The organism is Alloacidobacterium sp. (assembly GCF_035631355.1).
Taxonomy (GTDB): domain Bacteria; phylum Acidobacteriota; class Terriglobia; order Terriglobales; family Acidobacteriaceae; genus Alloacidobacterium.
Window position 1 is genome coordinate 57416 of record NZ_DASQIX010000071.1, and the last position, 13898, is coordinate 71313.

Below are 13898 nucleotides of genomic sequence, written 5' to 3' on the forward strand. Positions count from 1 at the left end.
GACCTGCTGTCTTGTCATTGTCCTTTCCGGTTGCGGCACGAGTGCGCCAAACTCAAATGGAAACCAGAACAGCACCACACACCAAGTAGATCTCAGCTGGGACGCTCCGACCAGTTCTCCGATAGAGGTCGTTGGCTACAATGTCTACCGTTCGCCACAAAGCAGTTCTTCGTATCAGCGGATAAATTCGTCGACGGAGACCGAAACGGTTTACGTGGATACGATGGTTCAGAGCGGTGCGTCGTACAACTATTTTGTAACCAGCGTCGATGGCTCGGGAGTGGAAAGCACACCATCCAACACGGTCGCCGCGACAATCCCGTAGTCTCGGCTGCAGGGTCCCACGTGTGTCGCTGCGAGCATGGTAGGCTTAGTGCGTTTGCAAAACATCCCCTGCTTATGAAAATGCGACTTGCGAGCACACTCGGCCTTTTTGTTCTCAGCTTCGTTCCAGTCCTTGCGCAAAAATCTGCGTATCCGTTTAATGACCCAACTCTTCCCGCAGAGAAGAGGATCGATAACCTTCTCTCGCTGATGACCATTGACGAGAAGATCCATTGTCTGGGGACAAATACCGCGGTGCCACGGCTCGGCGTGCCGAATTTCGGCGCTTCGGAAGGCATCCACGGAGTGGTCCAGCGCGGCGGCGGAAGGGCCAATCGCGCAGCCATCACTACGACGCAGTTTCCGCAGCCGCCGGGCATGGGCGAGTCGTGGGACCCGGCGCTGGTGCGCGAAGCTGGCGGCGTCGAGGGTTATGAGGCGCGCTTTATCACGCAAACGGAAAAGTACGATCGCCAGATTCTAATGCTCTGGGGACCGCAGTCTGACCTGGCGCGCGATCCGCGCTGGGGCCGCAGCGAAGAGGTGTATGGAGAAGACCCATTCTTCAATGGAACCATGGCGGTTGCTTTCATCAAAGGACTGCAGGGCGACGATCCAAAGTATTGGCAGGCGGCCGCACTGCTCAAGCATTTTCTGGCGAACAGTAATGAAGACTACCGCACAAGCTCGTCTTCCAACTTCGATCAGCGCCTGTTCTGGGAGTACTATTCAGTTCCTTTCCGCATGGGCTTCGTTGACGGCGGAGCGAAGGGGGTAATGGCCTCGTATAACGCCTGGAATGGCACGCCCATGGCCATCAATCCGATTCTGAAGAGCATCGTGCAAAAGCAGTGGGGCGTGGATGTACTTTCGAGCGATGGCGGAGCGGTCAGGCTTCTTGTCACGGCGCACAAGCGCTTTGCAAATAAAAAAGAGGCCGTGGTTGCCTGTCTCACAGCCGGCATCAATCAGTTTCTCGATACGTATCAGGATGAAACGAAGGCTGCGCTGAAAGACGGCTCGGTCACCGAGGCGGAAATTGACGACCTGCTCCGGCCCAAGTTCCGCATCACTCTGCGGCTTGGCTTGCTGGACCCGCCGGAGATGGTTCCCTATTCGAAGATCAAAGACTCGCCGGAGCCATGGAACACGGAAAAGGACCGGGCGGTATCGAAGCAAATGGCGCTTGAATCGGTGGTGCTGCTGAAGAATGCGGATTCGCTTCTGCCATTGAACAAAGATTCGATCAAGTCGATTGCCGTTATCGGGCCGCTTGCCGATTCGGTTCACTGGGACTGGTACGGCGGCACGCCGCCTTACGCCATCACGCCGCTGCAAGGCATCAAGGATGAAGTTGGACCCGGCGTGAAGGTCAACTATGCCGCCGATGAGATAGGAGATGCTGCGTACAACGCGGCGAAATCTTCGGATGTAGCAGTGGTCGTGGTAGGCAATGATCCGACCTGCGGGCCGGATATGGCGCACGACTGGCACAGCACTGACTACGACGGAGGCGGCACGCTTCCCTGCACCGTGCCCAGCGACGGGCGCGAAGGGCGCGACCGCGAGAGCATCGACCTTGCACAGGAGCAACTGGTGAAGCAGGTATATGCCGCAAACTCGAAGACCATCGTCATTCTGGTCTCCAGTTTCCCGTTTGCCATCAACTGGTCGCAGGCCCATGTTCCCGCAATCCTGCACATGGCCCATTCCTCGCAGGACGAAGGAACCGCTCTGGCGAAAGTCCTGTTCGGTGATTACAACCCCGCTGGTCGTCTGGTGACGACGTGGCCGCGATCGCTCGATCAGTTGCCGCCCATGATGGATTACGATATTCGCCACGGCCGCACTTACATGTATTTCAAAGGCGATCCGCTTTATCCGTTCGGTTACGGGTTAAGCTATACGACCTTCCGCTACTCCAACCTGCGAACCAGTTCGGCACAGATGGCTAAAGACGGAACCATGACGGTCAGCGTGGATGTGACGAACACGGGAAGCCGCGCGGGCGATGAGGTGGTCCAGCTCTATGTGAAGCACCTGCAATCGAAGGTCGAGCGTCCGCGTGAAGAATTGAAAGGCTTCCAGCGTGTGACGCTCCAGCCAAATGAGACGAAGACTGTGCAGATCCCGCTGAAGGCCTCCGCTCTTGCCTACTGGGACGAGACGCTGCCCGGCTTCAGGGTCGAAACTGAACCGGTGAGTGTCATGATCGGAAGCTCGTCATCCGACATCAAGCTGACGAGTACGATCCGCGTGCAGTAGGCAGAGTGTCAGATCAATGAGCAGCGGCTGTATCGGGAAGTTTCCAGGCAAACAATACGCTGCCGCCGCTGGTCAGAAGGTACTGATGGCCATCGAGTTCGTAGGTAATGGGAGAGCTGGAGATGCCGCCTCCTGCGCCAGCATGCCATAATGTTTTTCCGGTGGCAGTATCCAGCGCCAGGAAGTTGCCGTGAGCGTCGCCGGTAAAGGTCAGCCCCGAGTCTGTCGTCATCACGCCGGCACCTGACCCTTCGGGGCCGAGTTCATGGCTCCAGCGAATTTTCCCTGTCTGATAATCGATGGCCTCGATGACTCCTTTGCCCCACACGCCATAATCAGCGCCAGCCCATCCGTATTGGCCATCGGCTGCTTTGGAGAAGTAAATGCTCCAGCTGGGGTGGGCATCGACGATGAACAGGCCAGTCTTCGGATCAAAGCTGGGCGAACGGAAATTCGTCAGTCCGCCTTCGTCGGGCGCGATAATCCGGCCATCGGGAGCGGGTTCCTTTGCCGGATTGGGAATCGGACGGCCCTCTTTATCGACGCCGAGGGTCCAGTTCACCGGGCCGAAGGGCACAGTCAGCAGGCTCTTTCCGTTGGTGCGGTCAAGGACAAAGAAATAGCCGTTGCGCGATGCCTGCATCAGCATCTTGCGCGGCTTGCCATGAAACATTCCATCCACCAGCACAGGAATTTCTACGGCGTCCCAGTCATGGGTGTCATGCGGCGATGCCGAGAATCCCCACGCCATCTTTCCCGTGTCGGCGTTCAGCGCGACGATGCTGCAGGTGTAGAGGTCGTCGCCAGGACGCGTGGCGCCGCTGAGAACCGGAGTGGGATTTCCTGTGCCCCAATAGATCAGGTTCAGCTCCGGATCATAAGTGCCTGACATCCAGGTGGTGCCACCGGTAGAACCGCCGGGAGTGCCCGCGGGCGGAGTTGCGTCCCATTGCCATTGCTCCTTGCCGGTTTCAGGATCGTAAGACCGGATAAATGTTGGAAGGTTGTCCAGGTCGCCGCCGACGCCAACGATGACGTGGTTCCCCACAATTTGCGGGGCCAGTGTGTCCCAATACCCTTTGTTGACATCGGCGACTTCAACAATCCAGCGCACCTTGCCGTCCTTTGCGTTCAGGGAAATCAGGTGCGCATCCGGAGAAGTGAAGAAGACCGAGTCCTTATAGATTGCCACGCCGCGCTGACCGATGTGGTCGCCCTTGTTCGGCGGATAGGTATAGTGCCAAAGCATGTGGCCGGAGCGGGCGTCCACGGCCCAGACGTTGTCCGGGATGGTGAAGTACAGCACTCCGTCTACAAGGATTGGCGTGGACTTGACGGTGTCGTTATGCTGCGTCTGGAATGCCCAGGCCAAGGTCAGGTTTTTAACATTCTGTGGCGTGATCTGCGTCAATTTGCTGTGGCGCTGACCGGTGTAATCGCCGTGATAGCTGGGCCAACTGTTGGCCGGCGGCTTGAGCAGCATGGCAGAATCAACGTTCTGTGCTTGCAGCAGGCAGGAAGAACCCCATGCAAGCGCGCTCAATGCAACAACCGATGCGATTTTCAAAAGCTTCATATTGATTTAGGACCTTCTCTAAAAACATCAAACAACTTGTCAATCTAGTGCGACGACTCGTCCGCGCCTTGCGGCAGCGCCCAGGCGAACAACACTCCACCGCTGCTGGTGACCATGTACTGGCGGCCATCCAACTCATAGGTAATGGGCGAACTCTGCATGGACGCTCCTGTTCCCGCATGCCATAGAGTTTTGCCATTACTCGTTTCCAGCGCCAGGACATTTCCATAAGCATCGCCGGTGAAGGTCAGGCCGGAATCCGTGGTCAAGACGCCTGCTCCTGATCCACCCTCGCCCACATCATGGCTCCAGCGGATTTTTCCTGTCTGGTAGTCGATGGCTTTGATGACGCCTTTGCCCCACAGTCCATAGTCAGCGCCGGCCCATCCGTAATTGCCGTCCGCGGGCTTGGCGAAGTAAATGCTCCAGCTTGGGTGAGCATCCACGATAAATAAGCCGGTTTTAGGATCGAAGCTAGGCGAGCGATAGTTCGTCATGCCGCCTTCGTCGGGTGCGATCAGGCGTCCGTCGGGCGCGGGTTCCTTTGCCGGATTCGGAATTGGATGCCCCTGCTTGTCGATGCCCAAAGTCCAGTTAGTCGGGCCGTAGGGGACGGTCAGGAGGCTCTCGCCATTGGTACGGTCGAGAACGAAGAAATAGCCGTTGCGCGAACTCTGCATAAGCATCTTTCGCGGCTTGCCGTGGAACATTCCATCCACCAGCACGGGGGTCTCGACCGCGTCCCAATCATGTGTATCGTGCGGTGAAATCGAGAAGCCCCAGGCCAGCTTTCCCGTGTCCGGGTTAATCGCAACGATGCTGCATGTATAGAGGTTGTCGCCCGGACGCGATGATCCGTTCAGGACCGGCGTCGGATTCCCTGTTCCCCAATAGATCAGATTGAGCGATGGATCATAGGTGCCGGTCATCCATGTCATGCCGCCAGTAGTACTGTTCGGAGCGCCCGCAGGTGGAGTCGAGTTCCACTGCCACTGTTCTGCGCCGGTTTCCGGATCGATGGCCCGCAGATAACCAGCCAGGTTGTCGAAGTCGCCGGAGACGCCGACAATCACATGGTTGCCGACGACGAGAGGCGCGAGCGTTGTCCAGTAGCCTTTCTTCACATCGGCAATCTCGACATCCCAGCGCACGGTTCCATCTTTCGCGTTCAGCGAGATCAAGTGGTCGTCGGGCGTAACGAAATAGAGCCAGCCCTTGTACATGGCCACGCCACGGTGGCCGATGTGCAAACCCTGTTTGGTCGGATGGCTGAAATGCCAGACTTCATTCCCTGAACGGGCATCGACGGCCCAGATATTGTCCGGCACGGTGAAGTACAGTATTCCGTCGACCAGTAGCGGCGATGACTTGATCTCCATCGTCTGATCAGTCTGGAATGCCCACGCCAGCGTGAGGTTCTTTACGTTCTGCGGCGTAATCTGCGTCAGGCTGCTGTGGCGTCTGCCGGAGTAGTCGCCATGATATCCGGGCCAGCTATCCGCCGGAGGTTTCAGCAACTCCGCTGAATCAAGGTTCTGCGCGGTCACGAGAGATGGCAACGCTACCAGCGGCGCAAGCGCGGTAAGAAACCAGGCGTGTTTCAGCAACTTCATTTCGGCAGAGAACCCCTCAGTGCGAATGAGATCAGCGCAGCGTTTGCAGGTAAGCCATCAGGTTGTGGATGTCGTCGTCGGTGTATTTCGGGAACTGTTCGACATGCGCTTCCACCGGCGAATCCACGACGTATTTCACCTTTGACGTGGGCCAGGAGTGATAAGTGTCGTTCGCGTCGCGCAGACCGACGACAAACTCATCAAGATAGGCTAGCGTTCCGGAAATTTTTTCTCCGGAAGGCAGAGTGACCGTCACCTTGCTCTTGGCTTCGCGCGGATAGAGCATTTGCTCTTCGAGATGAAGTCCCTCATATTTCGAGGCAATGCCGGCTAGGTCGCCTGTGGGCGAGTGACACTTGGAGCATCCCCCGGCCCCGTTGAAGTATTCCTTGCCCTTCTCGACATTGCCGGTTTGCAGGTCGGAGACATCGACGCCGCGGCGTCCGCCAGCCTGCGCTGCGGCCTTCGCTGCCTGCGAATGGATGAAGGCTACAAGCCCGTCCATCTCCTGGCTGGAGAAGGTGAACGAGGGCATGCCCTTTGTTGGCCGTCCATCGCGCACCACCTTCGATATCTTGTCGCCGCCCGAATCGGAGAGCACCAGCTTGGAGCGGGTCAGATCGGGGCCAGTCTCGCCACCCATGGCGTCGCGGCCATGGCAGAAGGCGCAGTTCTGGCCAAAGACTTCGCTGCCGGCTTTCGCCAGGTCCTCTTCATGCGCCGGGGTGGTGTTCGCTGCCGGCTGGCTGGGCTGTTGCCCATTAGAGGCTGCGTAGATCGGTGTCCGCGTGGCTTGGGAGACAAGAAAACCCACTCCTGCCGCTAAGAGTGCTGCACCCAGAAATCTCTTCATCCTTGAATGAATCCTCATTCATCCGGGATGAAACAGCACCAAAAAACACCGGCAGCACGCACAATCCCGAATATGTAATCAGTTGCATAAATCGTAATTCATTCGGGCGGTTGAGGACAGCGCTTTTCGTACGTTTCCTAAATTTGGGACGACAACCGTTTTTCCAGTTCGGTGGCGTCTTCTCGATAATGGGCTGCTTCAGCATCCGATTTCTTGAAATGCTTCCGCTCATCCTGACGGCTCTTCGCGATTTCAGACAACTTCCGGACGTGTCAAGAACGGTTTCCCAGAACCATGGTTAATGAGAACGCATTTGTTTTTTTGGCACAGGAGGACACATATCGAAGATTTATCGCCCGGATTATGCACCAACCTGTTGCACAAATAGAAGGCGGTGCGTTGCTGGTATTTCTTACAGGTTACGGGGACGATAACTTTCAGCACTCATATCCATTGAAGAACTTGACCCCCAGGTAAAAAACAACCTATCCTGAGTTGCCAAAATGACGCTGTAAGATTTTCAGTACTTTCATCTTTTGTCAGTGCGCTAAGGTCACATTCCAGAAAGCCTGAAGGTTTCGATATTTCGAAGACCTATTCATTTGTTGCCGAAGTTTATGTGCATGACTACTTGTTCCTCTGATTAGCAGGTGGGCCCCACAAGCTGTTGAGGAGGTAGAACATGAGGCGACCCCGAATTCTTCTGGTTGATGATCGTATATTGCGAATGGATGCGTTCCGAAAACTTCTGGAACCTGAGTTCGAAATCGTCGGGACCGTTTCTGACGGTCGCGCACTCCTGCATGTGGCATCGCACCTGTTACCGGACCTGATCGTCATCGATGTTGGCATGCCATTGCTGAACGGCCCGGAGATCGGCAGAAAACTCAAGGATCTGGTGCCAAGAACGAGACTTCTCATGGTGACTATGAATGAAGGCGTCGGCATAGCGGTCGAAGCTCTCCGCGAGTGGGCGGCAGGTTTCCTGCTCAAGAACTCAGCAGGCCCTGAGCTAACTTACGCTCTTCGCGAGTTGATCGGCGCCAAACCATATATAACACCACGAGTGGCAAACCATAAGCAGAGACGGGAGCTTTTCCAGAACGCTTCCGCTCCTTCTGGCGAAAAGCTGCTTACAGCGCGGCAACGAGAGGTACTTCAGTTATTGGCTGAGGGCCTGACAATGAAAGCGGCCGCTGAAACTTTGAGCCTTACACCTAGAACAGTGGCATTTCATAAATACAAAATCATGCAGGACTTTAATCTGCGCAGCAACGTGGAACTGCTAAAGCTTGCTATTCGAGAAAACCTTGTGCCGCCAGAGTAGATAAGTATCTCAGTATTCATATATATGCTCACTCTATAAAAAGTGGTCAATGCTTTTGTCTTCTCAATGCGCCCGGCGCGAAGTATTGATTCACTTATTTGATCCAGCGACATTCGACACGGGATTCCGGCTTTAGCTGGGCCTTACCTCTCCCAGCCATGTATGCATTGAGGCTGGACCAAGATGTAGTTGCACTGGAGGAAATCGTGAACGAGACCGAGAATCTCACTATTCGCCCTTTTTTACTCATGGAGGGCGGCCCTCTCTTTAACATTCAGAAACGCCTTGGAGTCATCAAGAAGGACGTCCCCTTCACCAAAAGGAGGGCCCTCGTCGCCGCGCTGCTTACATGGTTTCCGCTGTTGATCCTGTCGGCAATCCAGGGACGGGCTTTTGGAAATGTGCCGGTACCCTTTATACGTGATTTGAGCGCCTATACTCGTTTCCTGCTTGCCATTCCATTGCTCCTGCTGGCGGAAAACATACTTGGGCCACGGATAGCAGGGGCAGCCGAGCATTTTGTTACTTCGGGCGTGGTCATTGAAAAAGACTATCAGCGGTTCGACGGCTTAGTGGAGCGCGGTCTGCGCGCGCGTGATTCAATCCTTGCAGAAATAATTATCGCGGTTCTCGCCTATAGCATCGCAATTTTTGCATTCACGCAGACCGCGGTCCATGTTACTACCTGGTATTCGACCCATACTGACAATGGGTTATCGCTCACATGGGCCGGATGGTGGCTTCTGGGGTTTTGCACGCCGCTGTTCCAGTTCCTCATGCTCCGGTGGTTATGGAGACTCTTTCTCTGGTTCCAGTTTCTCGCTAGGGTCCGCAGACTCGATCTGCAACTCTTTCCGCCCCATCCGGACCAGGCTGCGGGATTGGGCTTTGTTGGCGAAGCGCAGCGCTTTTTCGGGATTCTGCTGTTCGCATTTTCAGTTGGAAGCGCCGGGGTGATGGCGAACAATATTCTGTATGACAAGATTCCGCTGAAGCATTTCGCTCCTGCAATTGCTGCCTACGTTGTCATTGCTCTCCTCATTGTTGTGGGTCCGCTGATTCTCTTCACGGGAACACTTCTCAGGACAAAGCGCGTCGGACTCCATCAATATGGGACACTGGCAACCACATATACGGGACAGTTCCACAAGAAGTGGATACAGCACAAGAATCCGGATGACGAGCCATTGCTGGGCACAGGTGATATCCAGTCACTTGCGGATCTGGGCAATAGTTATGAGTTTGTTGAGAAGATGAAGCCATTGCCTGTCGATCCGCGCACGTTGATTCATCTGGTTATAACAAGCCTGCTTCCAATGGCGCCCTTGCTGCTTACCGTAATGCCGCTGAAAGATGTCATGAAACTGTTACTCAAATTTGTGATGTAAGGCGCGGGGCATCGCATTATGGTGTAGGTGATGCTTGATGTTTCTTTGCGAGCGCGCGGCCTAAATCAGGAAGGAATTCCTTCAGCACGCCGAAGGCTATATTGCTACCCATTGTGATCCCGAAACTTACGGCTCCATCCTCCGCGGAACTCTGGCTGGGAGGCTGCCATAGTCGCGACAGAAAAGCGCCTGCTGCTACCCCTCCTAATTGAGACACGGAAACATGCAGTCTTCCGTTGTCATGTCGCGCCAACATGCCGCTGAGGAGCGCATATTCTGTGCGCGGCCACACGCCTTTCCTGCCAGAGTTGAAATAGCGATTGTCTTCATGCAAAGCGCTGGACACGCCAAATGTAACCGTGCGCTGGATTGAATATTGTCCGACGATGTTCGCAAAGCGCTTACCGTAACCGGATGCCCCTTGTTCCCATTCCTCAGGTTTGTCGTTCCATTGGTCAATTCCCGCTGAAAACCCGGCCTTTATATAGCCCAGTGGGTTGGCCATAGTCTTGAAGTAAAGCTGGTTTCTCTCGTGCTGCGTCAACGGCTGGAAGTCGGCCGCCTTTTTCGTTCCGGCCATGTTGAGGTAATTCAGCAGGTAATCAATGCCAATGTTGACCGTCCCGGATTTTTTACCGGCATCGCTGGTATCGTTCTGGGCTGCTAAGGCGCAGGGAAAAGTAAGGGCGAAGAGGACGGTCCCCTGAAAGAGTTTCCTGATTACCAGCGCATCTATAGTTTTAGGGATAAGTCACGACCTGATGCACCAGGATAGTGCCTGATACTAAGAGCGATAGTATTCAATTAGCACGTTGTAACCATGGTGCTTAACTTTTCCTGCCTGGTCATACGCCACAAAATCCACTGTAGGAATGCTCTCTTACGCCCTATGATCGGTTCAAAATCCCCAAATTCAGCATGATCCTGATAATGAGGTGCCGCAACTGTCAGAGTTGACAGGATTCAGTCGCTGCCGAGTGTTCGCGTAAACCATGTCTAGCATATCTTTCGGGGAAACAGCCTGCTAAAAAGAAACTTTCACAAATCACTTGGATTTGGATTGGAACAGACCTCGCCTCTGGTAGATCTGGTAGACCTTGTACCAGATGTGGGCCAGTGTGCAGTACAGGAGCGCAAAGCCGCTAATAAGCAGTACAGTCGTTTGAAGAGTCGAAAATGGCGGTCTGTACAAATACCGCATATGGTTGACCACGACGATAGTAACTATCAGGTCGAAGACCGTGAGGATCGAGGCGAGGATGGTTCGCTTGGCTGCCAATGACAGGGCCAGAAATTGAAGCCCTCTCAATAGTCTGAAGCGCAGTAGGCACGGAAATTTCCTTTAGAGCGGCGAGCAAAAAGGAGCGGAGTTGAACTCCGCTCGAACGCATAAGTTCTTGGAGTGCGAGGTATCTGTCCCGCTACAACAATTCGGTGCTTAAGAAAGGGTGCTGACCGAGTTAGCTCAAAAATGCGCCACACTGCTCTGGCGAATCCGGTGAACCTTCGCTGAATTCATGCTCCTCTATCGTTCCAATTCTGTCGCTGCTCTGGAGCAAGTCTGTACTTGCTCCAGAGCATATTTGGGGTTGGGGCGAACTTTGCAATGTTGAGATGCAGAACGTCATTTTGTACAAGCTTCTAGCCAAGTTCTGGGCATGTAATCGACTTTGGCGCCGGGCACGGGCGAGAGATTAAACCTCTCACCCGCGCGAGGTAGTTTTATGGCTGATAGGACAACGAACCGAGTGTTATCCGGTGCCGAGGAGGCGCGATGATCTTACACAAATGGCGCGACGAAATCATTTGCCTGAATGCTGCCGACGTGGCTGCACCATTCCTGGCGTCACCTTCGTAACTCGCGGTTAGTACATTCGTTCCGGCAAAAAGCGCAGAGGTAGAGAGTCTTGCCTCACCATCGTTCAAGGTAGCAGTGCCCAGCACGGTAGCGCCTCGGTTCAGCTCCACCTTGCCGGTTGGTGTGCCACCATTTGTTCCTGTGACTGTGACAGAAAAGACGACCGCTTTGCAACTCATCGCGGGATTGGCTGACGATGTGAGCGTGACAGTCGGAGGTACCGCAGCCGCTGCGGTCACAGTATAGGTTCGGGTAATGGGGCCGGTTGCCCCATAATTCGCGTCGCCGTTGTAAGTCGCCGAGAGCGTGTGCGTGCCGGTGACGGAGGTTACCACACTCAGCGAAGCCACGCCGGAGGAGTTCAGCGTTGCCGGGCTGCCGCCGATGGTCGCTCCGTCCAGCAGCATGGTCACCTTACCTGTCGGCGCGGGTGACGATGCGGAGGTCACGCTCACGGAGAACGTAACCGCCGTTCCAGCCGTGACCGAGGTTCCGGTTGTAGGCGAGGTGATAGTGAATGTTGGCAGAGGCAGCGTGCCCGTGCCGAAAAGTTCTACATTGTTCTGGTTGTTCACGGTATTGTCGAGGAATACGAGCGTCGCCGAACGCCCGCCTGCCGCGGACGGCGTGAATAGTATGCCCACTTTACAACTCTGTCCGGCGTTCAGAGTCGAGCCAGGGGTGAGCAGGCAGCTTGTGGTGGTAGGGTCGATTTTGAAATCCGCGGCATTGGTGCCAACTATAGCAACATTGGTAAGCGTCAGCGTCGAGTTACCGGTGTTGGACACTGTGACTTTGTTGACCGAGCTGGTTGTCCCTTTTGGCTGCCCAAAAAAAGTCAGCCGCCCGTCCGGCCCGAGTTTGCGTATGACTTGAGCCGATCCAGTAGCCGCTGCGCCGCTGATGATGTACACCTGCCCCTGTGAATCGACTGCCATTCCAGTGGGAGAGCTTAGTGTCGCAGTATTGGCCTGGCTGCCATCACCGCCATAACCGGCTACTCCAGATCCGGCGATGGTGTTGATGATTCCGGTGGTGGCATCGATGCGGCGAACGCGCTGGTTGGCCGTATCACTGAAATAAAGATTTCCAGCAATATCAAAGGCCATCTGGCCCATGGTCGCCCCTATCTCAGCATTGCCGGCCTCCCCGCCGTCTCCGCTGAACCCGCAGGTGTGTCCGCCCGCGATTTTGGTAAATGCTACGTTGGAATTTTCCGCATTATAGAGTGAACTTTGGATGATGGAGCACGTTCCTCCATTGGACCAGAAGCTGTAGATGTTGTCTGAGCCATCCACGGTGATAGGACTCGTTGGGTTGGTCTGATACGGGAACGGATCGTAGAGCAAGACTAGCTTTGCCGGAAGAGGCTGCACGGTCGCCATCGCGGCTCCCATGTGGCCGTCGACGAAGAATAAATGATTGTAGGGATCGATGCTCATCGTCCCCGGATTGCTCAACGCCTCGCCGCTGAGGTTGCAGGGGGATGCAGCCGTGCAGGTCTGCGACACTGCGCCATTGACCTGGACCACCGGGCCATAATCATAAATTTCATACATGTTGGCTGTCGGCAGGTCGAAGTACACTTCACCAAAAGTGTCCACCGCTATCCCGCGTGGGGCTGTATAGCCCGATGCCAGTGTTTTGAAAGTTCCGCTCGAATCGAGGTAGCGTATAAGATTGTTGCCCGTGTCGGCGATATACAGCGAATCGCCGCCATCCACGGTAAGATTCTTTGCGCCATTCAGCAGGCCTGCACCCGAAGGAAAGGTGCCGGGCACAGTTGTGATCACTGCCGGAGTGAAGCTGACAACAGGCGCATATCCGAAGCCGCCCAGGCCGATATTGAAGGCCTGTGCTGATGTGGTGTGCGTAATCGTTACTTTACCCATCCGCGGGCCTGCTCCCTGCGGCGTAAAGCGAACCAGCAAGGTGCAGCTGTCTCCGGCCGCGAAGAAGCTCTCGGCAGCGCAACTGCCGCCCTGCTCTATCTGGAAGTCTTTGCTGGATTCGATTTTGGTCAGTTTCGTTGACGCTGCAAAACGCAGCGTCAGGGTTTCCACATAAGTGCTTTCTCCCACCCGCGCAGAGGGAAAGCTGTGGAAGTTCGCTGGTGCATTGGCAAACGAGGCCTCACCTTTCACACGTATGGCGCTCGTCGCATTCGAGATTTGACCCGGATCGAGAGAGATGACGGGCTTGGCTGATTGTGCAATTACATCGTTCGACTGCCCAAAAAACGAGGCCTCGCCTTTCACACGTATGGTGCTCGTCGCATTCGATGTTTGACTGGGGTCGAGCGAGATGATGCGTTTGTCTGATTGCGCAATTGCATCGGTCGATTGCGCAAAAGCAGCGGTGGATGCAAGCAACGCCGGGCACAAGAGTACTCCGGCTCGGAGAGCGGTCCAAAGGAAAGCTCGCTTCATGGCTGTAACTCCTTGCATGATTCAGATTGTTTTAGGGGCCCGCACAGACGTGGAGTTGGGGGGCTGGGAGCTGATTCAGATCAGTAGACGTCGTACTGAGAGGAAGGGAGCAGTTGGGAGGTCTTCCAGCGGAGTGGCGGCGTGGCCCACCCGGATGGGGAACAAGACTACCGCTGTCACAAGGAGTTGTCGAGATGGAAACACGTTAGCTTCATTTCGTGTATACCGACAGAGGCCTGGATCGAGCTGATTAAAAACATATAGG

General features: G+C 55.2%; 8 protein-coding genes. 3 read left to right on the forward strand and 5 right to left on the reverse strand.

All coding sequences use genetic code 11. From position 1 onward, the window contains the following. Positions 1–399: 399 nt before the first annotated feature. The gene (locus VEV40_RS13300) at positions 400–2589 is read left to right on the forward strand and encodes a glycoside hydrolase family 3 C-terminal domain-containing protein (protein ID WP_324832971.1); all 2190 of its coding nucleotides are present in this window, start codon (positions 400–402) and stop codon (positions 2587–2589) included. 13 nt (positions 2590–2602) lie between these two features. Here VEV40_RS13300 and VEV40_RS13305 read toward each other — a convergent pair whose 3' ends face one another. The 3 genes from VEV40_RS13305 to VEV40_RS13315 are packed head-to-tail and all read right to left on the reverse strand — an operon-like array spanning position 2603 to position 6631. After that, the gene (locus VEV40_RS13305; RefSeq protein ID WP_324832972.1) at positions 2603–4165 is read right to left on the reverse strand and encodes an acido-empty-quinoprotein group A; all 1563 of its coding nucleotides are present in this window, start codon (positions 4163–4165) and stop codon (positions 2603–2605) included. Positions 4166–4209: 44 nt separating this feature from the next. Beyond that, a complete protein-coding gene (locus VEV40_RS13310) occupies positions 4210–5778 on the reverse strand; it encodes an acido-empty-quinoprotein group A (RefSeq protein ID WP_324832974.1) in 1569 nt (522 codons plus the stop codon). Between the two features lie 31 nt (positions 5779–5809). Continuing rightward, positions 5810–6631, reverse strand: coding sequence for a cytochrome c (locus VEV40_RS13315; RefSeq protein ID WP_324832975.1), 822 nt, complete (start codon positions 6629–6631; stop codon positions 5810–5812). A gap of 682 nt (positions 6632–7313) precedes the next feature. Between VEV40_RS13315 and VEV40_RS13320 the strand changes: the two genes are divergently transcribed. After that, a complete protein-coding gene (locus VEV40_RS13320) occupies positions 7314–7958 on the forward strand; it encodes a response regulator transcription factor (RefSeq protein WP_324832976.1) in 645 nt (214 codons plus the stop codon). Positions 7959–8164: 206 nt separating this feature from the next. Continuing rightward, positions 8165–9346 carry a hypothetical protein gene (locus VEV40_RS13325; RefSeq protein ID WP_324832977.1) on the forward strand — a complete coding sequence of 394 codons (1182 nt, stop codon included), beginning with the start codon at positions 8165–8167 and terminating at the stop codon, positions 9344–9346. Positions 9347–9362: 16 nt separating this feature from the next. Here the strand turns inward: VEV40_RS13325 and VEV40_RS13330 are convergent, their stop codons facing one another. Next, entirely contained in the window at positions 9363–9926 is a 564-nt protein-coding gene (locus VEV40_RS13330; protein WP_324832978.1) for a hypothetical protein, read from the reverse strand. 1142 nt (positions 9927–11068) lie between these two features. Continuing rightward, entirely contained in the window at positions 11069–13633 is a 2565-nt protein-coding gene (locus VEV40_RS13335; RefSeq protein WP_324832979.1) for an Ig-like domain repeat protein, read from the reverse strand. Between the last annotated feature and the right edge of the window lie 265 nt (positions 13634–13898).